Origin of the sequence: Methylomonas sp. LL1, from assembly GCF_015711015.1 — a bacterium.
GTDB lineage: Bacteria > Pseudomonadota > Gammaproteobacteria > Methylococcales > Methylomonadaceae > Methylomonas.
This window is the reverse complement of the sequence record NZ_CP064653.1, coordinates 2,824,267-2,849,436: the sequence shown is the minus strand read 5'-3', so window position 1 is coordinate 2,849,436 and position 25,170 is coordinate 2,824,267. Positions and strand designations below refer to the sequence as shown.

At 55.4% G+C, this 25,170-nt stretch carries 16 protein-coding genes; 8 read left to right on the top strand and 8 right to left on the bottom strand.

All coding sequences use genetic code 11. From position 1 onward, the window contains the following. Positions 1 to 417: 417 nt before the first annotated feature. The 3 genes from IVG45_RS13215 to IVG45_RS13205 form a co-directional block, all read right to left on the bottom strand. Positions 418 to 1,056, bottom strand: a complete 639-nt coding sequence (locus IVG45_RS13215; protein WP_196434276.1) for a hypothetical protein — start codon at positions 1,054 to 1,056, stop codon at positions 418 to 420. Between the two features lie 67 nt (positions 1,057 to 1,123). Further along, on the bottom strand, positions 1,124 to 1,393 hold the full coding sequence (locus tag IVG45_RS13210; protein ID WP_196434275.1) for a hypothetical protein: 270 nt from the start codon (positions 1,391 to 1,393) through the stop codon (positions 1,124 to 1,126). A gap of 216 nt (positions 1,394 to 1,609) precedes the next feature. After that, positions 1,610 to 1,834, bottom strand: a complete 225-nt coding sequence (locus tag IVG45_RS13205) for a type II toxin-antitoxin system Phd/YefM family antitoxin (RefSeq protein ID WP_196438032.1) — start codon at positions 1,832 to 1,834, stop codon at positions 1,610 to 1,612. Positions 1,835 to 2,109: 275 nt separating this feature from the next. Between IVG45_RS13205 and IVG45_RS13200 the strand changes: the two genes are divergently transcribed. From IVG45_RS13200 to IVG45_RS13185, 4 genes are all read left to right on the top strand, one after another. Beyond that, complete coding sequence (locus IVG45_RS13200; protein WP_196434274.1) at positions 2,110 to 3,132, top strand: metallophosphoesterase; 1,023 nt, start codon at positions 2,110 to 2,112, stop codon at positions 3,130 to 3,132. Positions 3,133 to 3,672: 540 nt separating this feature from the next. Further along, complete coding sequence (locus tag IVG45_RS13195; RefSeq protein WP_196434273.1) at positions 3,673 to 4,728, top strand: response regulator; 1,056 nt, start codon at positions 3,673 to 3,675, stop codon at positions 4,726 to 4,728. 21 nt (positions 4,729 to 4,749) lie between these two features. After that, positions 4,750 to 9,177 carry an ABC transporter substrate-binding protein gene (locus IVG45_RS13190; protein ID WP_196434272.1) on the top strand — a complete coding sequence of 1,476 codons (4,428 nt, stop codon included), beginning with the start codon at positions 4,750 to 4,752 and terminating at the stop codon, positions 9,175 to 9,177. 118 nt (positions 9,178 to 9,295) lie between these two features. After that, the gene (locus IVG45_RS13185; protein ID WP_196434271.1) at positions 9,296 to 9,538 is read left to right on the top strand and encodes a DUF6868 family protein; all 243 of its coding nucleotides are present in this window, start codon (positions 9,296 to 9,298) and stop codon (positions 9,536 to 9,538) included. A gap of 170 nt (positions 9,539 to 9,708) precedes the next feature. On the opposite strand, the gene IVG45_RS13180 is transcribed toward IVG45_RS13185, so the two are convergent. The 3 genes from IVG45_RS13180 to IVG45_RS13170 all read right to left on the bottom strand — a co-directional run bounded on the left by IVG45_RS13180 (position 9,709) and on the right by IVG45_RS13170 (position 14,328). Continuing rightward, on the bottom strand, positions 9,709 to 10,341 hold the full coding sequence (locus tag IVG45_RS13180; RefSeq protein ID WP_196434270.1) for a hypothetical protein: 633 nt from the start codon (positions 10,339 to 10,341) through the stop codon (positions 9,709 to 9,711). A gap of 496 nt (positions 10,342 to 10,837) precedes the next feature. After that, entirely contained in the window at positions 10,838 to 13,618 is a 2,781-nt protein-coding gene (locus IVG45_RS13175; RefSeq protein ID WP_196434269.1) for a hybrid sensor histidine kinase/response regulator, read from the bottom strand. Then, positions 13,615 to 14,328: a response regulator gene (locus IVG45_RS13170; RefSeq protein WP_230874585.1), complete on the bottom strand. Its 714-nt coding sequence runs from the start codon at positions 14,326 to 14,328 to the stop codon at positions 13,615 to 13,617. Before IVG45_RS13170 ends, IVG45_RS13175 begins: the two co-directional genes overlap by 4 nt. A gap of 206 nt (positions 14,329 to 14,534) precedes the next feature. Here IVG45_RS13170 and IVG45_RS13165 point away from each other — a divergent pair, with 206 nt between their 5' ends. Further along, positions 14,535 to 17,474 (top strand): hypothetical protein, encoded by a 2,940-nt coding sequence (locus IVG45_RS13165; protein ID WP_196434267.1) that lies wholly within the window; start codon positions 14,535 to 14,537, stop codon positions 17,472 to 17,474. Positions 17,475 to 17,634: 160 nt separating this feature from the next. Further along, positions 17,635 to 18,195, top strand: coding sequence for a hypothetical protein (locus IVG45_RS13160; protein ID WP_196434266.1), 561 nt, complete (start codon positions 17,635 to 17,637; stop codon positions 18,193 to 18,195). Positions 18,196 to 18,284: 89 nt separating this feature from the next. On the opposite strand, the gene IVG45_RS13155 is transcribed toward IVG45_RS13160, so the two are convergent. Continuing rightward, the gene (locus IVG45_RS13155) at positions 18,285 to 18,938 is read right to left on the bottom strand and encodes a transmembrane-type terpene cyclase (protein ID WP_196434265.1); all 654 of its coding nucleotides are present in this window, start codon (positions 18,936 to 18,938) and stop codon (positions 18,285 to 18,287) included. 21 nt (positions 18,939 to 18,959) lie between these two features. Next, positions 18,960 to 19,892, bottom strand: coding sequence for a hypothetical protein (locus IVG45_RS13150; protein WP_196434264.1), 933 nt, complete (start codon positions 19,890 to 19,892; stop codon positions 18,960 to 18,962). A gap of 449 nt (positions 19,893 to 20,341) precedes the next feature. Between IVG45_RS13150 and IVG45_RS13145 the strand changes: the two genes are divergently transcribed. After that, a complete protein-coding gene (locus IVG45_RS13145) occupies positions 20,342 to 22,543 on the top strand; it encodes a hypothetical protein (protein ID WP_196434263.1) in 2,202 nt (733 codons plus the stop codon). Between the two features lie 249 nt (positions 22,544 to 22,792). Next, positions 22,793 to 25,087: a hypothetical protein gene (locus IVG45_RS13140; RefSeq protein WP_196434262.1), complete on the top strand. Its 2,295-nt coding sequence runs from the start codon at positions 22,793 to 22,795 to the stop codon at positions 25,085 to 25,087. The last annotated feature ends 83 nt before the right edge of the window (positions 25,088 to 25,170 follow it).

Below are 25,170 nucleotides of genomic sequence, written 5' to 3'. Positions count from 1 at the left end.
GGTTTTCGTCCTAACGGGCCAGCCTTTGGCTGTTCAAATTTGCTCCTGGCAAATTTGTGCGTCGCCAAAAGAAAGTATCCAAAGACAAATCTGCCGGGAGCAGATTTGGACGCCACCGGCGCACGCAGTGCGAGTGCCTGGATGGTACGAGTCAGCAGGCGACCGGGATGCCGCTTGTATCCTGCGCTCCGAAGGATTTGGCGAGGGTTTTCGGAAGGGCTGCCCTAGCTCTCCGAAAACGAGCGTCATCCCTGCCGCTCCCCTGGCGGGCTGATCCCGCCAAATCCTCCGGTGCTCGGCGTGGCAAAACGGTAGAAAACCCCGCTGTGGAATTCGAAAGCGTTTAATATTTGCGAAGATTTGTAGGGCGCATTAGCGATAGCGTATTGACGCCCTACGAATGCGCCTTACGGCCAATTATGGCGTTTCCATCAGCTTTTCGGGATCGCCAAAGCGATTGGCTCCATTGGCTAAATCCTTGAGCATTTCAATTATTTCTTCATATTTTAATTCAGCTTCTTGACAACAGATACAAGTATTCGTAAGCCATATTGGAATTGATGCATTTTCTGGGAATTTATTTAAATAAAGTTTTTCGTCACAATGCTTGATGTAGTTATATATTTTGTATAACCGACTAAGCCCAGAACCATCACTAGATTTAAATAATTCGTTGTATTTTGTACCTGTCTCATTATGCAGAAGATGCCTCATTAGCATATATGCTTGATACGATTGAGATACTAATTGTTCGAAATGATAAATGCTTGAGAAATATGTTGATACTTTTTCCCGCTCACCAGAAACGTAAGAGATCAACGATGTTCTAGCCAACTCATATTCTCGAAATGACGCTTCAACTCTTCGCATATAAGACATTGCTATTTGATGATATGGGTCCGGATATCTTGCACGAAACTCTGTAGAAAGCAGATAGTTTTGCACCCAAAAACATGACTGCGAATCATAGTTTGTCAAATCTGGAAGTGTAATGTTACTAAGCTTGGATAAAGTTGGAGCAAAATTATCTAATATTGCACTTGAAAACTTGATCATTTATGCTGCTCTTGAGTTTTTTGAAAGTTATGTAGGGTATGCATCGCATACCTTTATTTGAAGTCTGTTATCTTGGGAAATAATAAAAATGGTACTTTGCTAAGCAGGCTTCGGCTTTCCGCATGTCCTGCTTCGAGAGGGAAATGCCTTTCTCGCCCATTTTAGCATCCAAGAGCAGCGCCCCCTTCCACTTCACTTCAGCATCCCTTTTGCTGGATGTTGGCGCAGAGTTGCCAATAACTGTGCTGGTGACATCGCTGCTGGTGCTGGAATCATATCCAGCAACCTTGGGAAAATCCCCGGCGTCGTTAGATAACTCCCCAGCAGTGCTGGGCAAATAGCTATCATGAACAGGAGCCTATCCAGCGATTCCAGGCAATAGCCCAATGCTATTGGGAATGCCACCAAAAGAGCTGGGTATTCTCCCAGAAACGCTAGGAACAAATCTGCAGGTGATAGATAAAGCCCTGAAGCCGCTAGGAATGCAAGGCCGTAAGGCGCAATAACCAACGGGGATTTGCGCCGAATGTTAAACAGTCCAATGCGGCTTCGCCTATTGTCGCCCTACCGCCGCCATGCCTTCTAAAATGGACTCGCGCATGCCGGGGACGCCGAGCAAATAGAGGGTTTCCTGTATGGCCGACCAATCTTCGGTGGAGAGTAACACCGCATTGGCGCGTTTGCCGGTGATCGCAATGGGTTGGTGCGATTTTGCGGTTTGATCGATTAGACGGTAGAGGTTCACACGAGCTTCGCTGGCGGTTAAAGTTTGCGTAATTGGCACCTTAGACAAGATCGAAAGCCTGGTCGTACGTTAAGGCGTACTTTCGGGCAAATTATTTACATTTCTCGTTTCCACCCGGCGCGCTCATTGATAGCGGAGTAAAAAACAATACATTTTCGTTGACTTTGAACAGAGTCTCTACCGAGCTAGCCAGCTTATGGTCTCAAAACCTTAACCAATCCTTCATCCTCCTGTCATTTGCCATCGACACACTGGACCTGTTTCGCCAGCCGTTCTCGGTCTTTTTTTTACCTTGTCAGGAAGTGAAGATGAAAAATCCAACGCTCAAATTATTGACATCCGCTGTCTTGTGCGGGGCTGTTTTTGCGCAGCCCTCCCTAGCCGATGACGAGCATCGCCATGGCAAAGGCTATGCTAAATTCGAATTTGCCTTGATCGGCGATGCGCCTTATGCACCGGCCGATTTTTGGAAGCTTGATAACGTCATAGACGAAATCAATGCCAACAAACAACTGAAGTGGGTATTACATGCGGGTGACATCAAAAACGGCTCCACTTTGTGTTCGGATGAAATGTTTACCGATCGTTTGCAACGCTTTCAGCGCTTTAACATGCCATTCATTTTGACACCGGGCGATAATGAATGGACAGACTGCCACCGCGCCAACAACGGCAGCTATCTGCCCCTGGAGCGCTTGGATAAGTTGCGGGAAGTGTTTTATCCGGTTGCCGGTTTAAGCCTGGGCCAAAAAAGCATGCGGGTCGAGACGCAGGCCGACGATTCAGCCCATGCCGAGTTTGTTGAAAATACCCGTTGGATGGAACAGCATGTGATGTTCGCCGCCGTGCATATCGTCGGCAGCAATAATGCATTGGCGCCTTTTGCCTCCCGTAGCGCAGCTGATGATGACGAAGCCGCGCGGCGTATTGCGGCGGCGCAAGCCTGGATAGAAGAAACTTTTGCTAAAGCCAAGCAGGAAAAGGCGCGCGGTGTTTTGTTGATGTTTCAAGCCAATCCTGGCTTCGAATTAGCCAAGGGTCATGCGGGACGTCGTGGTTTCGAAGAAATCCTGGCGGTCATTGAGCGCGAAGTGGTTGGTTTCGCCAAACCGGTTATTCTGGCGCATGGCGATTCGCATTATTACCGGGTCGATAAGCCGCTGCTGGGCAGCATCAGCAAGCGCCGCATCGAAAACGCCACCCGCTTGGAAACCTTTGGCGCCGATGATGTGCATTGGCTGCGTGTCGAAGTCGATCCTAACTCCGATGAAGTGTTTTCCGTGCATCAGGAAATCGTCAACGCTAATTTGGAACAGCATCCGCTGCCTTAGCATAGGGAAACTGCACTGGGTGGGCTTTCTAAGCCGTTAGCCCGTCTTTAGAAAGAAATAGGGGGCAGGCCACATTTTGTCCCCTATTTTTTCAGATTGGTTTTCATCTTTGTGATCTTTACCTCTTTGAATTGAGGTGGGCTCTTTTCGGCTACCTTCTTGCCAAGCTCTATCGTATGAAGCGGCGTGTTGGGAAACAGTGCTCGAAGGCCGTAAAGCGGATTCGCCGTTAGGCAATCCGCCAAGACTTCAAACCACACGGCATTTTGCTATCGCGAAAACGCCCTACACCTTACGGCCTTGCCTTCGCCAACCGGTTATGCCTGCGCTGCGGAAGTATTTGCGCGAGTGTCGCCGTATCCATTCGGCCAAGCTAGAATTATCTGCCTTTATCGCCTAAACTTCGGAAACTAAAATTTGCCGTCACTTTTGGTTTCGTTAATGTTTCCGGCTTGCTGCCGTATTAACGTGCGCGAGGTATCGGGCGGCACTGCCGCCGCGCCTCCGTCAAGGGCTTCGCTAAACCAGGGAATTACCATTATGTTAAGAAACAGCCGCATTCTAATTGTCGATGACGTTGTCGATAACATACGGGTGGCGATGAACATCCTCAAGGAGGGAAATTACCAATTTTCCTTTGCAAGCACCGGCGCTGAAGCGCTGCGCTTGATTGAGCAGGAGCCTCAGAGTTTCGATCTGATACTGCTGGACATCATGATGCCCAACCTCAATGGTTACGAGGTGTGCCAGCAACTGAAAGCCAACCCCGCCATCCGGGAAATTCCGGTGATTTTTTTAACCGCCAAGGTCGACGTGGATTCGGTGACCAAGGGCTTCGACCTGGGCGGCGTCGACTACATCACCAAACCGTTTCATGCCAACGAACTACTGGTCAGAGTTAAAACACATCTGGAGCTGTATCATGCCAAGCAGTTGCTGTTAAAACACAATCTGGACCTATCCGCCAAGGCCAATTTCGAAAAGGTTCGCCTGCTGTCGGAACTGGAAGACAGCCAGAAGGAGATGATTTTCATCCTGGCCGAATTGATGGAATCCACCTCGGACGAGACCGGCAAGCACATCAAGCGAGTGGCGGAAAATTCGGCCTTGCTGGCAAAATACCATCCCTGTTTGAATGAAGAAGACATGGAGATTCTCTACCACGCCTCGCCGATGCACGACATCGGCAAAATGACCATTCCACTGGAAATTTTGCACAAGGCTGGACGCTATACCGAGGAGGAGTTTGTGATGATGAAGCATCACACCTCCAACGCCTACCAATTACTCTCCCATTCCAACCGCAAATTAATCAAGGCCGCCGCCATTATTGCCCACGAACATCACGAAAAATGGAACGGCAAAGGCTATCCCCGCGGTTTAAAAGGGCCGGAGATTCATATTTACGGTCGCATCGTGGCCTTGGCCGATGTGTTCGATGCTCTGACCCATAAGCGCCACTACAAGGAGGCCTGGGATATCGACACTGCGGTCAACTACATCATCGAACACCGCGAAACCCAGTTCGACCCGGAATTGGTGGATATTTTTCAAGCCCATTTGGACGAATTCATTGCCATAACCCAATCCAAATGAGCCCGGCGACGGGAGTCCGTGTTGTATATCCGGTTAAATGCTATAAAAACCGCTACCGCCAATTGCCCGCTGTTATTTCGATTGCTGATACTAGCCTGGCTGTTGCTTCCCGCCTGGCCAGCCGCCGCCGAACTCGACAAAATCAGCATTCAGCTCAAATGGCAACACAGTTTTCAATTCGCCGGCTATTATGCCGCCATCGAGCAAGGCTATTTTCGCGACGAAGGCCTGGATGTCACGCTAAAGGAAATCGATTTTAAGCGGGATTTTGTGGAGCAGGTGTTACGCGGCGAATCCGAATACGGGGTTTCCGATAGTAGCCTGCTGATTTACCGCTTGAAGGGCGAGCCGGTGGTGCTGGTCAATCAATTTTTTCAGCATTCACCACTGGTTTTCATTGCCCGCCGCGAATCCGGCATCGTCAGCCCTTACGAAATGGCGGGCAAAAAACTGGCTTTCAACACCACCAATCAAGGCGATGCCTCGTTAAACGCTCTGCTGCTGAAAACGCTGGGTGCCTTGGACAAATTCGAGCGAGTTGAATTCGGCAACAACGTGTATCAGGCGTTTATCGCTGGCGATGTCGACGTGGTGTCCGCCTATTCGACCTCGCAACCTTTTCTGATGCGGGAGCAAGGCATAGAGATCAACATCATCGAGCCGCAAAACTACGGCATCGATTTTTACGGCGACAATCTTTTCACCACCGAAAAAGAATTGGCCGAACATCCGAAGCGGGTTGCCGCACTGCACCGTGCCACCATCAAGGGCTGGCAATATGCGCTGGCGCATCCGGAACGCATGATCGAATTGATCGGAAAACGCTACACCAACAGCCTGTCGGAAGCGCATTTGCGTTACGAAGCCAGCGCCACCCGTCAGATGATGATTCCGGAATGGGTGCCGCTCGGCGCTATCGAGCCGGATCGCTATCGGTTGGCGGCGGAGTATTACCGCAGGCTGGGATTTAGCGAAACCAATAACGTCGACAACGGTTTTTTTTATCAGCCCAGCGTGCGGGACGCCGCCATGTCGCTGCAGTTGAGTGACGAGGAAAAAGCCTGGCTGCGCGAGCATCCCGTGGTGGTATACGGCGCGGAGAAAGACTGGCCGCCCTACGATTTTGTCGATGAACAGGGCAAGCATAGCGGATTCAGCGCGGATCTATTGCAACTGATCAGCCAGCAAAGTGGCCTGGTATTTCAGGCCAGAATCGACAATTGGGACACATTGCTGGCCCAAACCAAGGTCGGCGAGATCGATTTGTTGCCGGCGCTTTTTTATTCCGCCGAACGCGACGCCTATCTCGACTTTACCGAACCGTATCAACAAATCCTGGCGTATTTTTTTATTCACGAATCCGTAAAGGCTCGGAATCTGGCGGATTTGAGCGGCAAAACCATCGCCATTCCCAAGGGTTTTGCCCAAATCGATGAGGTCAAACAACACTTTCCGACGCTGAAAATTCTGGAAACCGAACATTTAATGGCGGCGATTCAGGCGGTGCTCGAGCGCAAGGCCGATGTGTTGCTCGAGACCTATCCGGTGATGAATTATTTGTTGAAACAAAATAGCATCAGTTCCATCCACCCCTTCAAACCGCTGCCATCCGGCGAGATACGCAAGTTGCAGATGGCGGTCGCGAGCGACAAACCGCTGCTGCTGTCCGTTGTGCAAAAAGCCCTGTTGGCAATTCCGCCCAAGGAACTGCAAAACCTGAACGACCGCTGGCTGGGCTATACCGAACGCCCTAATGAGGTTTTAGAACTCAACCCCGCCGAGCGGCAGTGGCTGGCGGAACATCCGCTGATTCGTTTCAGCGGCGACCCGAACTGGTTGCCTTATGAAGCCTTCGATAATAATGGCCGCTACATCGGTATCGTTGACGAATATTTACAGCTGATCGCGCAAAAACTTGGTATTCGCTTCGATATCGTCCCGGTTCGCACCTGGCGGGAAGCCGTCGATAAAGCCAAAAACGGCGAGATTGATGTGTTATCGGAGACGGTGGATTCCGAATTGACCGCGCGGCTGGCGTTTACCCAGGCCTACTTGAGCAGCCCGGTGGTTATCGTGATGCGCGACAACGAGGACTATGTCGACAGTATCGGCCAAATCAAACAGCGCCGTTTGGCGGTGATCAAGGATTATGGTTATAACCCGGCCATCTTTCAGGCCTATCCGGACATCCGGTTTCAAAATGTCGATACAGTGCAAGCCGGTTTGACGGCGGTGTCGACCGGCCAGGTCGACGCCTTGCTGTGTACCTTGGCGCAGGCTAGCTACCATATCGGCGAGCAGGGCATCAATAACGTGCGCATCGTCGGCAAAACCGAATTTATGACCCAACTGGGTTTCGGCATCCGCAAGGATTACCCGCTGCTGGTCGACCTGTTCAACCGGGCCCTGGACTCGATTAACCAAAACGAACGGCAAACCATCAGCGATCATTGGGGGAAGGAACGTTTTGCCGCCAGGACCGATTACGTGTTATTGGTGAAGGTCGTCGGCGCGTTTCTGCTGGCCTTGCTGCTGATTTTTGCCTGGAACCGCAAGCTCAGCAAGGAAATCGCCCGCCGCAAGCAAAGCGAGCAGCAGGTGCGCTTGTTGAACCAACGTTTTGCCTTGGCGGCCGGTGTGGCGTCGCTAGGGGTCTGGGAACTGGATATCACCGAACCGCAACGGCTGATTTTCGATGCCAAAATGTTCGAACTGTACGGCATACCCACAAACCAGCCACTGGATTTTGATACCTGGCTGGACTACGTGCATGCGGACGACAGGGTCTTGCTGCTCGATTCGATGGAAAAACTGCAAGCCGAGCGTTGCGAGGATCACATCGAATTTCGCGCCGTCCGCCCCGATGGCGAAATCCGTAGCATCTACAGTGGCGCCTGCAGTGTCGAAACCGATACGCATTTGCTGAAAATCACCGGGGTCAACTGGGATATTACCCAGCGCAAACACACCGAAGCCGCCTTGCAAAAAGCCAAGCTGCAGGCGGAAAACGCCAACCGGGCCAAGTCGCAGTTTCTGGCCAATATGAGCCACGAAATCCGTACCCCCTTGAACGCTATTATCGGTTTTACCGAGTTGCTGAACGAGCAGGTCAAGGAAGACCGGCTGAAATCTTTCGTCAAAACCATACAAAGCGCCGGACACAATTTATTGGCGCTGATTAACGACATTCTGGATTTGTCGAAGATTGAGGCCGGCAAGTTGCGTATCGATAAAAGCATCTGTAATCCGCATGGCCTGTTCAACGAACTGGGGCAAATTTTCATGATGAAAATGCGGGAGCGAAATCTGGATTTTATGCTGGATATCGATCCGCGCATCCCGGAAAATCTGTTGCTGGACGCCACCCGGCTGCGGCAAATCCTGCTGAATCTGATCGGCAATGCCGTCAAATTTACCGAGCGCGGCCATATTTGTTTGCGGGCCAGAGTCGGCAATGAAGACGTCATTCGCAGCAAGCTGGACTTGTATATCGATGTCGAGGATAGCGGTATCGGCATTTCTCCTGATCAACAGCAACAAATTTTCCAGGAATTCGAGCAGTTGGAAGGCCAAGACGTTCGTAAGTATGGTGGTACCGGTTTGGGCTTGGCCATCAGTAAGCGTTTGACCGAGATGATGGGTGGCGAAATCTCCCTGGTCAGCGAGCAGGGCAGGGGCTCGACCTTTACCCTGCATCTAAAAGATGTGGATGTCTCCAGCCTGGCACGCGAGCCTGAAACCGAACAGCCTGACGAACACATCCAGTTTTACCCGGCCAGTGTCTTGGTGGTCGACGACATTGAGGACAACCGCGGCTTGCTGCGGGAATGCTTTGTCGGCAGCCCGTTATCGGTGTCGGAGGCGGAAAACGGCCAGCAAGCCATAGACAAGGTCACGCAAGGCGGCATCGACTTAGTGCTGATGGATATCCGCATGCCGGTGCTGGATGGCTATCAGGCGGCGGAACGCATCAAGACCTTTTCCGGGACCCCCATCATCGCCTTGACCGCCTCTGTGATGCAAGACGAATACGAGCGCGCCAAAAGCGTGCATTTCGACGGCTATTTAAGGAAGCCGGTATTAAAAGCCGATTTAATCGCCGAATTGAAACGCTTCCTGCCGTATGAAATTATTGAGGAAGCAGCGGCCGTTGACGATTCGCCGCAACTGTCGCCGGCAGAGTTGCAAGCCTTGCCGCTGGCCATGGGGTCGCTGGAAAAGCTGGCCGATCAATGTAAACAGATTGCCGGCAACAATGACATGACCGAAATCCAAGCGTTCGCCGCCAATCTGTCGGCAATCGGCCGGCAATATGCGCTGACGGTTGTGGTGGATTTTGCCGCTCAATTGCAGGCGGAAGTCGATTGCTTCGACATCGTGGCAATCAAACAATCCTTGCGCGCCTACCCGGAACTGCTGTCCCGCTGGTCCGGCCGTAGCGGTGAATGAGTGGCGAACGCGCTATTGGTATATAGACTTTTTTATCCGCACTAGGATTCGATTTGCTGTTTTTGCTCGTTATCGATAGCATCCAGTTGCTTTTTGAGGCAACCCTGGAGTGCCGCGCATGAACATTGAATTAGTGCATGATGCCCTTTTGTGGTGTACCGTCATAAACTACGGTCTGCTGCTTTTTTGGGCTTTATTATTTATAACCGCTCACGATTGGCTACTTCGGTTGCACGGACGCTGGTTTCATTTGTCAATTGAGAAATTCGACGCCATCCATTATTCCGGAATGGCAATTTACAAAATCGGAATTTTTCTATTCAACCTCGTACCTTATATTGCCTTGCTAATCGTCGGGTAAGATGGCTATAAGCCAAGCTAATGCGATAAGGTGCGTGATGAGATACGATTGAGCAGGCCGGGGTTTACAACCGGCCTGAACGTTTTAACGGTCTCGAAAGCGATAAAGAGATTTGTGCGGATTGAATAACCCGCCCAGCGAAGCGAGTAGTTAAGCCACATTTTCGTCCCCTATTTTTTCAGATTGGTTTTCATCTTTGTGATCTTTACCTCTTTGAGTTGAGGTGGGCTCTTTTCGGCTACCTTCTTGCCAAGCTCTATCGTATGAAGCGGCGTGTTGGGAAACAGTGCTCGAAAGCGGTTAATTGAGTGTGCCGTGCAAGTCGGACAGCAATCGATTTCGGTGACTAAGGTGAGAGAGGCAATATCCTCGGTTCGCTTCATCATCCGCGCCTGTCTGGAAGCCTGCTCACGCTGCCCGGCCAGTATGGATCTATAAAAACTCTTAGGTGCGGGAGAGGGGAAGGTGTTTTGATGCAGGCTTGGGTTGGCGCAAAGGTAGTTTAGTAGTTTCGGTTCGGTGTGGTACTGCGCCATACCGTCGCAGCCGAAACGTTCATTTTTGGGTAGGGCTGCATACAAATTAGGTATCAAATTTAATCCAAGCCGGATGGATTCGGGAATGGCGCTATCATTGGAATAGGCGGCTAGTACGTCCGAACTTCCATCCTTAAACAGGATCAGTGCCAGGCACAGGTTATGTTCATCGGCGTCGTATTTGGATTTGTAATCCATTGCCCGATTTAATCGCTCGCGCGTGAGGGTGATGGCCATTTCTGCGTCACCTTGGTGCCATTCGGTCATGATAGTTCACTCCATGCTAATGATTGCTAAGGGGTTTCAAAGTTGAACTTGTCCTAGTGTTTAATTGCGGAAATAGATTAACTTATTAGTCTCTGCTACGGAAATGTCTAAAATTGCCCCTGAAATCAACCTGAACGATACAGATAGAGCGTGTCCAGTGTTTGGGGCGGCAAATGGCGTAGCCGGTTTGCCTTGCACGGTTTATTCGGGTTATGGCGCCGGGTCAGATGTGCCGGTGTTTCAATGCAAACATTTCGACTCTCCAGTAAGTCGGCCCCCAACAATCCTAAAATAATCAGTTGAGCATGTCGGTTCCGGTTTCAAGCCACGACTGTTCATTGCAGTAAAACTGCAAACGGAAGGACACGGGCCGGCTTCCTTGTCGATGAAGTATAAGTAATAGCGCGGGCATTTACCGGACGTAAGGCGTAGAAAGGTCTTATAGGCATTTTTATCATGCCAAGGAGGCTTAATGATTAGATTGAATTCACAGCGGTCAAACTTCGATCCGCGCGGCCAATTGCAAGATTTCCTCCGGTAGGAACGGCTTTTCCAGGCACGGTAGTCCGGTTTCGGCAATCAGCGGCGCAATGTTGGCGGACAACGTGTCGCCGGTGACCAAGGCCATATGCTTGACCAGTTCCGGGTGGCGGTCGCGCAAAGTTCGCCACAGCGTGATGCCGTCCATGTCCGGCATGCGCACATCGGAAAACAGCAGGTTACAGCGGTTTTGTTCCAGCCATTGCATGGCCTGATTGCCGCTTGATGCGACATGGACTTCGTAACCCGCCGAGCGCAAAATATCGGCCAGCACAGCGGCGACTTCCGGTTCGTCATCGACGACCAGTGCCATACCTTCGTGGCAGATCTCTTCCCGTTCGTTTGCCGATTTAGCGCCGCGTGGCCTGGCACGACGCTCATTGATCGGTAGTCTTAGCAAGAACGAGGCGCCTAAACCGGTTTTTTCCAACACCAATTCGCCGCCGTGTTCGCGCAAAATCGCCCGGCTCACCGATAGGCCGATGCCGGTGCCCGTGCCCTCCGATTTGGTGGTGAAAAACGGGTCGAAAATCCGCTCGCACAGTTCCTGCGGCACGCCCGGTCCATTGTCTGCCACGCGCAGGAATTGGCCGTCGGCTTCCTGGCCGGTTTGCAATCGCAAGCGGGGGGTAGGGACGGCCGAAGACAAGGCTTGCTGGGCATTGACCACCAGATTGACCAGTACTTGGCCAATTTGGTCGGAGTCCATCTCTACCGGTGCTAAATCCGGGTCCAGTTCCAGCGTCAGATCTATCCCCGCCGAACGTAGACCGTAGCCCAGCAATTCCACTGCGCCGGTGGCGACCTCGTTCAGCAGAGTCCATTTGCGTTCGGCCGGCTTTTGCCTAGCCATCGACAAAAAGGTTTTGACGATGCGGCCGCAGCGGTCGGCGGCGGCACGGATGCGCGCGGCGTCGTTCTGCAATTCGGAGTCTTGGGTTTTATCCTCCAGCAAGGCAGCGCGACCCATCAATATTGCTAGCGGATTGTTCAACTCATGCGCGACGCCGGCCAGTAGTGCGCCCATCGCCGATAGTTTTTCGCTTTGCCGCAAGGCTTCGCGTTGGCGGGCGACCTCTTCTTCCGCTTGCTTGCGCTGAGTATGGTCGGCGACGAAGGCGGTAAAAAAGCTTTGCTGGCCGACCGGGGTCACGAAAATCGTCAATTCGATCGGAAATTCGTGACCGTCCGCATGCAGGGCGCTCAAGGCCAGATGCGCGCCGATGACCTTGGAGCGCCCGGTTTCGATATGCCGTTGCAAACCGGCGCGGTGCGCGGCCCGGTAGCGTTCGGGGATGATCAAGTCGGCCAAATCGGCGCCCAGTGCCTGTTCGGCGCTGATGCCGAAAACCTGTTCCGCTGCCCGGTTGAATTCCATGACCATGCCTTGTTGATCCATCGAAATCACCGCCAGCATCGAGTTTTCGACGATCGCCGACTTGAAAGCCTCGCCGGCCCGCAATTGCTGTAAGGCCGAGCGGTGCGAGGTGAAGGTGTGGCTGATTACCTTCACCCAGGGTTGCCACAATTTCGGTACCGAAGGCTCGCTAGATTTGGGGTCGCGGGCCAGTTGTTGCAAATAGGTCACCAACGACAAAGCCGGGGTAATAAACTCGCGGCGCAACGCAAATAAAGACAGTGATAACGTAGCGCCCAAGGCTAGTAATATCAGTGCATAGGGCAACAGCTGCGGCCATAGCAAGCCGGCCAATTCGCCTTCGTCCACCAGTGTGACCAAATGCCACGGCGCGCCGCTTACGTCACGCGCCATCAACACGCCGCCACGAGTGGCGAGGGGCTTTCCGGCCGCCAGTCCTGCGTCGATCTGGCTGCGGTCGAGTCCGGGCAGCTTGAGTTGAGGCAACTGCAAGATGCTGCCGGCCTTCATGCCGGCGCTGTCGGCCAACAGATAGGTGTTTTCATCCAGAATCAGCAGCCGGCCGATCGGTGAAGACCAGCGCTTCAAGGCGGATTGTACTTCGGTCAGCGGCCAATCCACGGCGACGACGGCGGCCAATTTGGCGCTGGCCAGCACCGGCGCGGCATGGAGTAATGTCGCCGATGGGCCGCCGGACGGGCGAGGCGATAGCCAGAAGTTCTGACCGTTGAAATTACGGTCAGGCAATGCCTTGCGGAACAGTTCGCCTGTCAATGCGGCAGACCCTTGGTTATTGATGGAGAAGCCGGACCATGCTAGCGCCTCGTTTGAGGGCTGCCAGGGATAAACGCCAAAAAAATCGCCGTTGGCCGCCAGCCAATAGGAATGCGAAAATCCCGGTTCGGTAGCATGATCAAAACGGCAGAGCCGCGAAAACGCCTCGAAACCCGCCAAAATCATTTTGCCCTGATCCGCCGACCCGCCGCGCCAGAGCAGTTGGCCGGTCTGGTCTTGCAATGCCGGCGGCAGACTGTTCAGACTGTAAAGGCCTTCCGGTCCGGAAGCGGCGAAATGACGGTGCAGTTCACCGTTAACAGCCGGCGAACTATCGGTGTAAGCCGTTTGCATGCGGCGCAGATGATCGCCGCTACGGCGGATCAGCGTTTCCAGCTCCTGAGCTACCGCAGCGTTTTTTTCGGCCAGACTTTGCAGGGTGTGTGCGCGCAGTAACCAGTATTCCACTCCCGCCAGTATCGCCACCAAGACGAACATCGGTAGCGCGATCAGGATGCTGAGTTTGCGGTAACGGTTTTCCAGCCGGCAATCGGGCTCGGCGCAATCAAGCTCCAGCCAAGTCACGATTGCACCAGCATATAGCCGGTACCGCGCACGGTTTTCAAGAGCTCGGGCTTTTCCGGGTCGGATTCGATTTTTCGCCTCAGGCGCATGATGCGCAGATCGACCGAACGGTCGAATACGTCCCAGCCGCGATGGTGGGCCAGTTCCATGATGCGGTCGCGGTTGAGTACCTTGTTGGGATGTTCGACGAAGACTTTCAGCAAGTCGTATTCCATCGCGGTTATGGCGATTTCGTTGCCGTCGGCACCGTACAGGCGGTGTTCTCGCAAGTCCAGCATGCAGCGGCCCAGGGCGACTTGTTTGCCGGCCGTCTTGGGTTGGGAGGTGGCCTCGGCCCGGTCGGCGACCCGGCGCAACACGCTCTTGACCCGTGCCGCCAGTTCGCGCAGATCGAAGGGTTTAGCGACATAATCGTCGGCGCCCATTTCCAGACCGATGATTCGATCGACTACATCGGCGGCGGTGGTCAGCATGATAATGCCGATTTCAGGGTGCTGGACACGCAGCCATTTGGCCAGCGATAGCCCGTCCTCGCCTGGCATGCGGATGTCCAGTATCGCCAGGTCGGGTTTGTTGCGTTCCACTGCGATACGCGCGGCCGCGGCATTCTTGGCGGTTTCCACGCTGTATTGGGTGCCGAAATATTCGGACGCGATTTCTCTCAGGTCCTGTTCATCGTCGACAAACAGCAGTCGGGGTAGGGATGTCATGGCCAAAGTCTCGTATAAAGGGGGATGGCACTCCATTATCCCGGTAAATTTCCGCTAAGTCAGCGATTGCAACAATTGAAACAATTCTCCGGGGCGGTGAAACCAAAGCAACGCGGCGGAAACCGAATCGAAACGAACAGCAGTGATACTTTCCCGATGACGCGGGCGACTGAAAATGCTAGCGCAAGAACTGTTACGATAAGTCCATGAATCTGTTAACCGCCAACACTCTGCCTTTTAAACTGACCCCGCCGTCGGCCGAACGCTGTCTGCCGCGCCCGCGCCTGTTCGCAAAATTGGATAGTGGAGCACGTCTGGTCTGGATCGCCGCGCCAGCGGGTTCCGGCAAGACCTCGCTGGTTTCCAGCTGGTTGAAGGCGCGCGGCAAATCGGCCTTGTGGTACCACATCGATGCCGGCGATGCCGAACCGGCGGCATTTTTTGCCTATCTAAGTCTGGCCGCCGGCAGGTTTATGTCCGACGACGAAGCTTTGCCGTTGTTGACGCCTGAATATGCCTTGGGGCTGCCGGTGTTCGCCCGTAATTTCTTCCGCCGCCTGTGGCAGACGGATTGCCGTTTGCTGGTGCTGGACGATTACCATGACTTGCCGGCCAACGCGGCCTTACACGTTTTGCTGCGCCATGGCTTGGAAGAAACACCGGCCAACGCCCAGGTCATCGTCGTCAGCCGCAACGAACCGCCGGCGGAATGGGCGAGGATGAGGCTGAGCGGCGAAGTTTCGTTACTCGGCTGGCAAGACCTGCGTCTGGACGACGACGAATGCAGGAGGTTGGCGGCAAATCGTCTCGGCCACGCCATGAACGACGATCGGGCCGCACTGCTCAACCGGCGCGTCGGCGGCTGGGCGGCAGGCTTGGTCTTGGCGCTGGAACACGGTGACATCGAGGGTGGAAATCGACTTGCCGACGATCCCTTGTTGTTCGATTTTTTTGCCGCCGAAATTCTGGCCGGCTTGGAAGCGGAATTGCCTGAGTTTTTGATGTTATGCGCCTTGCTGGGAGAAATCCGCCCGGACAGTGCCGCCGAATTGACCGGGCGCGCCGACGCCGAGAATTTGCTGGCGGATCTGGCCAGGCGCAATCTGTTTACGGTTTACCATCGGGGCAGCGGTTGTTACGAATTCCATCCCCTGTTTCGCGAGTTTCTGCTGACCCGCGCCAGCCGTCACTATGCTTCCAGCCGTTGGCGCGAGCTTACCGCGCGGACGGCCTCGATCTTGTGCGCGCATGGCGATTTCGAAGCCGGTATCGAACGGTTTTTAGCGATCGAGGATTGGGCGGCGATGGCCGATGCGCTGTTGGTATTGGCGCCGACACTACACGCCGCCGGGCGGATCGCCGGTCTTGCGGCCTGGTTGGCGGCCTTGCCGGAAACGGAACTCGACCGTCGCCCCTGGCTACGCTATTTTCAAGGCGCCTGCCGCTTGCCGATTAACCCCGAGGAAGCACGGCGCTTTTACGCCATGGCGTTCGCCGGCTTCGATGTAGCGGACGATGCCGCGGGTTGTTATTCGGCGTGGATCGCGATTGGCGCCAGCTTCATCTTCGCTTTCGAGGGTATTGCCGCCGCCGATCCTTGGCTGGCCGTCCTGCCGGCGTTGCGCGAGCGCTTCCCGGCTTTTCCGAATCCGGAACTGGAAGCCGGCGTGTTGACCTTTTCGTTGTTCCTGCCCACCTTGCGCCATCCCGATACGCCGGGTCTGGAGGGCATCGCGGCGCGCTTGGAAGACTTGACGCCGGGCATTCGCGATCCTCAACTCAAGGTTGCCGCCGCATCGAATCTGTTGATGTATTGGTTGGGCGTTCGCGGCGATAATTTGCGCGCCGAACGCCTGGCGGCGCGTTTCGCCGCCGACAGCCTGGGGGAAGCAACGCCGCCGCTGGTGCGTTTGATGTGGGAAACCATGCACGCCTTCCACTACTGGTTGGCTGCCGACATGGCCGGCCTCGAACAAGTCTTGTGCCGCGCGCTGAGTTTCGCCGAAACCAGTGGCGTGCGCATTCTCGATTGTTATTTCAAGTTACAGGCCGTGTTGATTCCGGCCTATGCCGGTGACCGCAAGGGCGCGGCCGACGCGCTGGCGGCGCTATTGCCCTACATGGCGATGCCTCGCGGCTACGATGCTTATCAATATCATTTCCTGCGCCTGCTGGAAGCCAGGGCCAGGCGCGACGATGCCGCGGTCGTCGATGCCGCGAGCGAAGTCGAGCGCTACGCCGCGCGCACCGAAATTCTGTCCTGCGCCTCGTATGCCTTGTTGGCGGCGGTTTGGCGTTGTCAGGCCGAACAGGATGCGGCCGGCGCGTTGGCGGCCATGAACAAAGCCAAGGCGGCCGCGCCGGGATGCGGCTCGGTCGTCGCCCATTGGGATGTATTGTTCGCCGAACTGGAATTGGCCGAGAGCCTTGGCGACGAAGATGTAATGTCGCGTGCGCTCGCCGAGTTTTTTGCGTTCGGCAAGCGTTACGGTCTGGCGAATTGTTACGGCATCCACTGGCAGCGGCCGGTCTTGGCCCGCTATTGCGTCGCCACATTGGCGCGGGGCGTGGCTCTGGATTACGTCGAGGGCCTGATTCGAAGGCACGATTTATTGCCGGAGCGGCCGCCATTACAGGCCGACGGCTGGCCGTGGCCGGTGCGTATTCAGACGCTGGGACGCTTCGAAATCCGACTCGACGGCAAGCCTTTGGCATTTTCCGCCAGCCGGGCACCGGTCAAGCCGTTGGAGTTGCTAAAGGCCTTGATCGGCTTCGGTTGCAGGGACGTCGGCCAGGAGGTCTTGGCCGATGCGCTGTGGCCCGATGCCGACGGCGATGCCGCGAAACGAGCCTTGCATACCAATTTGCACCGCCTGCGCGGCCTGCTCGGCGAAGACTGCCTGAGCGTCCGCGATGGCCGGGTTAGTCTCGATCCGAGCCGGTGTTGGTGCGACGTTGCGGTCATCGAAACCATGGCTGCGACTGGCGAGTGTTTTTGCGCCGATGTCTCCCGTTGCCCGCTGCCGCCCAATGGTGAATTTCTCCCCCATGAAACCGGCCTGCCGTGGCTGGCCGAGGCGCGTAAACGGATAGAGCGGCTTTGCGTTGAAGCCAAGCTTAAATGTCGGATAGGAGGGCGAGGATAGCCTCGGACTGCAAGGAGGGGCTCTTTTCGGAATGCAATCCTAGAATTCGAACGTCTGTTTCCCGTAGCCAAGTTACAAATCCTTCCAAAAAGTAAGTTTTTTTTCGATCTGTAAGTCATCTGTATACGCTTCTCCGGTATTATCGCCGGCCGGGGAAGCGGTGCGGTCTATCGCTTCAATTCTGTTGGATGGGGCGGAGGCGATGGGTTCCTATCGGTTGATTTACGATTTAGGCAACGAGTCCGGTGCGGACGGCGGTTGGTGGCTGGCGGTTGCCTGGCTGGCGGCGGCGGTCATGGCGGCGCTGTTCGGGTATCGGCGCCGGCTTTGGCTGGCCTGGCTCGGTGTCGCCATGTTGTTGGCCGCGGCTTATTTCTCTGCATCGCCATGCTGGGAAAGGCAACGGTTATTGGAGGCGCTGCAAAGCGGACGAGTCAAAGTCGCCGAAGGTATGCTGTGCGGCTATTGGAGGCGGAGAGCCGATAAAGACCTCGCTGGCGCGGAATCCGTGATGTGGGAAAATTTCACCGTCGATGGCGTGTTGTTCGGCTATTACCGCGACCATGCCCAGCCGGGTTTTCGCAACGTAGAAATGCCGCCGCTGGATCTGAGCGACGGCTTGCCGCTACGCATCAGCTATCTGGAAGACAGCCTAGGCAATGTTGACCAACGCCGGATCCTGCGCCTGGAAATCGCCGAAGCTTTGCAAGCGAGGCGATAGCGCAAGCAACCGGGGCAGATGTTTGCTCGATTATTCATGCCGTATCCTGCTTCGATGACAATACCCTCGGCGAATTGGCGCTTCACCCATCACAGCCGCCGCCAGGGATTGATGCCTTCCAGGCGGCATTGGCGGATCAGCAGCGCGATGTAGATCGCATCGAGTGTCGCGAAACTCACATAAATAAAACCAAGCAGTACCGAATCCGCCGGCCCCTGGATCATCTGTCCCGGAATTAGCACGATCGAGCCCAGCATACGCGACAGCGCAATATACACCGACTGTCCGGCGACGCTGCCGCGCCGCGCCAACAACCAGATGAACGATATTGAAATCAGCAATTGATCGCCCCAACCGGTGTAGTTACCGTGGAAATCGTGAAACTCCAGCGTCACGGCAAGCACGCCGCCGAACGCCAGCAACACGCTCAAGCTCACGGCAGGCAGGAACCAGGCGCGCGGGAACAGCCGTTCGAACTCGCTTTTTCCGAAACGGATAAACTGGTAGAAAATGATCAAATCGATCGCGAACCAAACCTGGTTTGCGTAGTTCATGGGCGGCTGATCGGGATACACAAAGCCGAAAATCAGCTCATAAGACATATTCACGCATAACGGAGCGAACGGCATGCCGTAGCTGCGGTCCTTGAAACCGCGCCGAATAATCAGCCCGTAGGCGACGATCCATAGCAGAGCCGAAGCCGAACCCGATAGGGTAAACCACCAAGATTCCTGTGTAGACATAGCATTTCCTCCTGTGTGTGCTTATTGGCCGATGAATATGCCCAGCAGGGCAAACGGCAACCACAAAACGAGCGCGGCATCCATCAGCGCATCGCCTGGATTACCGCCGTTAACGGTGATGGCATGGCCTTGGCCGATCACGGCATGGACATATAGATGAACCGCTCCCAACGCCAGCAACCAGTGCGGCATCCAGTGCGCGGCGACGGCCAGCATCAGCAATCCGAAGGCGGCAATGTTGATTTGTTTCAGCAAGCGAGTGGTACGCGCCGGACCGAGCATGGTCACCCAGGTGAGTACGCCTTCGGCGCGGTCCCGTTCCAGATCCTTGTAATCGCAAAACACCGTATTGACGACATCGGACAACAGCATGTATGTGAAGAAAAAACCGACGATATGCGGCTCGGTGCCACCGACGAAAACGGCGGCATAGACCATCAACAAGCCCCAGAAAAATGCCGTATAAATCGACTTGAAGCCGGGTATGTCCTTGAACCGCCGGTAGCCGAACAGGCCGCGCGTCAAACGGCCGAATAGCGGGGTCGCATATAAGGTCACGGATAAAGGGAAACACAGCAGGATCATGGCCGCGTTTAGACCGGCGCAGTTTAGCGTCAACCACATCGACAGTAGATAAGCGCAGAGACCTAGGCCCCTGAATAGCGAAATGCGGGCGAGTGTTTTTGTCCGGGACGACGCCAGCCCGGCGTCCAGCCGCCCGACATCGCTCAGGTGATCGATCAGATAGCTCGAATAGACGCACAAAAAGGCCGCTAGCGCCAACGGCGGGGAAACCTGTCCGGTAGCAACCAGCGGCACCAGCGACACCGCGCTGGCGGCGCCCAGCGGCATCACCAAACCGAAGTTGGCCGCGGCATCCAGCCAACCTGAAAGATCAGGCCGGAAACGCGGCATCGTTTGCAGAGTAATTTGGGGGATTGTGTAGATCGACATCGAATGCTCCTATGGCTCGTGATTGATTTGACGGGAATCGTAGGTCCGGTGTGCGCACCGTGACTCCCGTTCTGTGGATAGCAGTATCGCCGCGCCATGTATCAATCGTACTTCAGCCATTGTTTCGTTTGTTTCAACCAGGGCAAAAGGCTTCAGCCGTCTGTGCTGTCCATGCCAAACAGCCGTCAAGCGTCCTTGGGATTGGCGACGAGGGTAGCGGCCAGTTTGAGTCGATCATCGCCGGCATCGCTTATCCGGCGGGGGAAGCCGGTGCCCACTTTCTTCCGGCCAACTGTTCACCGGGCTGGGCGCGCCAGCTAATTTGCCGGTGCAACAATTGAAACCAAAAACCCGCCCAAACGAAACCCGATTGATACAAGCGCTGGTTAGACTGCTCCCACGGACGGCCGAAATGCCCGTCGCGATTTTTTTAACTCGGAGCAGCAACCATGAATTTCTTCAAATTGAACGCATTAACCGTCGCCATTGCCGCCACTCTCGCCGTCGATACCGCTCAAGCCGTGCCGGCTGCTCAACTGGACTTGTTGGGCCAAAACATGATGGCCGCCGCCGTCAACAATCATGGCGATGTGGTCGGCACTCAGCTGGGGCTGGAATATAAGGCATGGCTCTGGCGTAACGGCGCCTTTACTTACCTGCCGCACGCCGCCAATCCGCAGGGAATAGCCGATGCGTCAGCCGTGGACCTCAACGATGCTGGCGTGGTGATTGGCCGCTCATACGGCGGCATTAAAGGCAACGACAGCCCCACTTACTGGATTAACGGTACCGTGACGGAAGTGGGTCTTGGCAACACATCGGACTTTATGGCGATCAACAACAATGGGACGATGGTAATCGGCAACAACCTATATGACACCGTGTCCGGAATCTGGACGGACACCGTTAGTTTTTACGGAAAGGCCATCAACGATAGCGGCACGGCCGCCGGTTACCAGTCGGGGCAAAACGCCCAGGCGGCACTTTATTCCGGTGGAAGCACGACCCTTCTGCCGCAATATGCTGACGATTGGTATTCCGTCGCCAACGCCATCAACAGTCAGGGGGTAGCCGTCGGTTACGGCGGCAATGGCGGTCTGTATAGCCATGCGGTGATCTGGGAAAACGGCCAAGCCCATAAACTGGACAGCTTCAAGGCCAACAGTTCTTACCACGCCGATACCATTAGCGACAATGGTCAAGTGGTCGGCGCCTTCCGCGATTGGTCCGGTTTTTCGAGCGGCGCCTTCTTGTGGACCGCATCCTCCGGCATGAAGGATTTGAACGATCTGGTCGATCCGGCCGCCGGTATGACCTTGATCAGCGCCACCGACATCAACGAGCACGGCCAGATCGTCGGCCTGGCCCATTCTCAGGACGGCAAGGGTTTCGGCTACTTGCTGACCATCGCCGAATCGATCTGGACCGGCGCCCATAACGGCTCGTGGGACGATGCGGCGAACTGGGACTGGAACATGCGGCCCAGCGAATTGCAACAAGTCAGCCTGGATAGCGATACCTCCAAAACAGTGATCGGCCCCGCCGCCAATGCGCAAATCAAGGGCCTAGCCTTGGGCACCCAAAACTTAGACGGTTACACCACGTTGAAATTGAACGGCGGCGACATCAGCCCGGAAAGCCTCCATCTGATGATCGGCGGCAAGGGCATTCTGACCGGCGACGGCCGCATCAACGGCGATGTCTACAGCAGCGGTAAAATCGTCGCCGACAATCTCTATGCCTATAACGTCATCAATCAAGCCGGCGGCGTGTTGACCGGCAATGGCGCGATACACGCCAATCTCGGCAACGAAGGCGAAATCCGCGTCGCCGCCGGGCAAAACCTGCTGGTCGACGGCGATAACCACGCCAATGTCGGCAAGATGGAGGTGATAAGCGGCGAGCTGGAAGTCAACGGCAATTTGACCAATTACCCGAACAGCGGTGTGATCGCCGGCCGCAACGCCACGCTGCGTTTCAACGGCGGCCTGCACAACGTTGCCAGTGTGGCGCTGACCGGAGGCTACAACGACATCTCCGGCGACATCGTTAACCACGACGGCGGCAAAATCGCCATCACCGGCCTCGGTACCTCCAGCGTGTTCTACGACGACATGGTCAACGACGGCGAAATCAAAACCGCCACCGGCGCCGGCAGTATCTTCCTGGGCACGGTGTCGGGAAACGGCGAATTTACCGGCGGCGGACAGGTGTTCTTCGAGGGCGACCTGCGTCCCGGCCATAGCCCAGGCTACATGTCGGTCGACGGCGATGTCAGCTTCGGCACCGGCAATACCTTGACCATGGAAATCGGCGGTTACCAGCGCGGCACGGAATACGATGCCTTCGACGTCAACGGCGTGTTGAATCTGGGCGGTGCTCTGGACATCACGCTGTGGAACGGCTTTTCGGCCAAGGCCGGCGATCTCTTCACGCTAATCGAAGCCGATAGTTTTCTGGGCGACTTCAGCCAGATATTTTTCCCGGAACTGGCCGGTCTGCACTTCGACTTGTTGCGCGACGCAAACCACATCAGCCTGTCGGTAGCCTCCACCTCCGCCGTGCCGCTGCCGGCATCGGGCTGGCTGATGCTGACTTCGCTGCTGGGGGGCTTGTTCAATCAACGTCGCCGGGTAGTCGTTCAAGCCTGAATTCGGATCGGCTTGTAGGGGTGAATTCATTCGCCCCTGTTTCTCAGTTTGCGCCGTTCGGCAAGGATGCCGGCGGTGCCTTTTTGTTTGGCGGGCCATCTTATCCGCCGCCGCAACAATTGAAACAAAAACCCGCCCAAACGAAACCAGATTGTTACAAGCGCTCCCTATACTGCCGGCAGGGCTTGCGAAACCGGTGACCGGCTTCGCCGCCGTTATCTGCATTTACCGACTTTTAGGAGCCCGATCATGTATCCATCGCCATTCAAACGCCGGCCACTTTCCGTGGCCCTGTCCGGTATTTTAGTCTCCGGCCTGTTTCTTCAATCCGCTCAAGCTACTACCCGCATCTGGGATGGCAGTGCGCTGAACAGCAACTGGGGGTTTGTCGATTACAGCAATTCGCCTAATTTCCTCGATACCAACTGGAATCTTCCCGCGTCGTTTCCGATAAGCGGCGACTCGCTGCAGTTTCAAGGCAGCAACGACCTTACTCCATACAATGACATCTCCGGCCTTTCCATTGCCGGTATCACTTTTGCGGCCGGTTCCGGCGCTTACATTTTAAACGGCAAGGCAATCACCAGCACCGGTAACATCGTCAACAAAAGCGCGAAAATGCAGACCCTCAACCTGCCCGTCGCGATCGGCGCGGATCAGACCTGGGATGGCGGTTCCGCCGGAATCGGCGTAAACAGCAATCAGGATTTGACGATTGCTTCGCGCCGTCTGACATTGAGCAATGGCGTCGATTACCTATTCGAAATCGAATACGGTTACAACCACGCGGTTAATGTCGGCGGCGATACCGCCGCCGAGCTTTTTATCGAGACGGGCAGCCGTATCAGCGGCGGCGACGGCAATATCGGCGGCACCGGCCACGTCTCCGTGACGGGCGCCGGCTCCGAATGGAATATCAAAAGTTATTTGAACACCCTTGGCGAAATCAACGTCTCCAATGGCGGAAAAATGACCTCCCGGCATGCCAATCTACATTATTCAAATGCGTTGACCGTGGCCGGTCCGCAGTCATTATGGCAAAACGGGGATGACATTTTGCTGGGTGGTTCCCTCGACATCGTCGGAGGCGGAAAAGTGCTTAGCAAGTCGCTACAAGTTGGCTGGACGGATGGCTCCAACGGCGAGATCAGGGTGTCGGGCAATGGTTCGTTGCTGGAAACCACCGGTGCCGACGACTTCGTACTTGGCTATGACGGCAACGGTAGCCTGACCATCGCCGATGGCGGCAAGGTCGTCAATAATTACGCTATTGTCGGTCTGACGGGAAATCATGGTGCCGTCTTGATAGCCGGCACGGGTTCCAGTTGGCAAGTCAATGAACAGCTGTATCTGAATAGCGGAGAGGTCAATATCGGTGTTCGCGGCACCTTGAATGCCAGGGGTGCCTGGATCAAGGACGGCGGCGTGCTGAATTTGGACGGCGGCGTGCTGCGCACCGGCGGGTTGATGCTGGAGGACGGCGCGCAATTCAATTGGTATCGGGGTACCGTCAACCTGCTCGGCGATCATCATCTGGGGATGGCAAACGACAAGCCGTTTTCCACGCTCCATGCCAATCAAACCCTGGATGTCGACGGCACACTGACTTTGTCCGATGTTGCGCCGCTGTATCTGAAGGGCGGCACTGTCCGCGCCGGCGTGCTGGCCGTGGATAACGGCATGGTCATCGCCGACTCGAACAGTAGTTTATACATGACCGGCATTGGCACTCTGAGCGGCAAGGGTTCGGTGCTGGCGGCCATCAGCGGCGGCACCGCCGGCAACACCATTCGCGCCGAAGGCGGTACTTTAAATGTGGGCGATTACTTGTCGGCGGATGGTTTCGATTACGGCGGCAAGCTGGACGTGGGCGGCAACCGGATCATCCTGCTGGATCAGGACCAGGCGCAACTGGGCGTTCAAACCAGCATAGCCGACGGCGGTCGACTGGACGCGGCCAACGGCATCGCGCTGGGCAACGGCGAAACCCTGAATTTCAGCGGTAACGCGCTGATCGCCGGCGACTTCAGCAACAACGGCAGCGTCGCCGGTTCGGGTTTGCTGACTTTTATAGACGATGTCAAGGGCGCCGGCAGCTTCAGCGGCGACATCCAGTTTCTCGCCGGCCATAAACCCGGTAACAGTTCGGCCAGAGTCGATTTCAACCACGGCAACGTCAGCTACGGCGAGGGCTCGGTACTGACCATGGAAATCTTCGGCTCCACTCCGGGTAGCGAATACGATCAGTTAGCGAACATCGGCCATCTGGATTTCAACGGCACCCTGGCCCTGGTGTTTCGTCTGGAAGGCCTGCCGGTTGCGGCCAGCGTCTGGCAATTGTTCGGCTTCGAAAGCTTCGGCGGTCATTTGGACGCCAGCCGCATCAGCGTCGCCGGCCTGGACAGAAGTCTGCTGGATTTCTCCAAAATCGCCAGCCACGGCAGTATAGGTGTCGCCGCCGTGCCGCTGCCAGCTTCGGCCTGGTTGATGCTGAGTTCGCTGATGGGCTTGTTGTTGATGCAGCGCCGGCCCCGAAACAATTGAAACAAAACCAGCCGATTTAGAAATCGGATTGAAACGCGGTGGGGATACACTGCAACCTTAACAAGCACGCCGTTTCAACGACG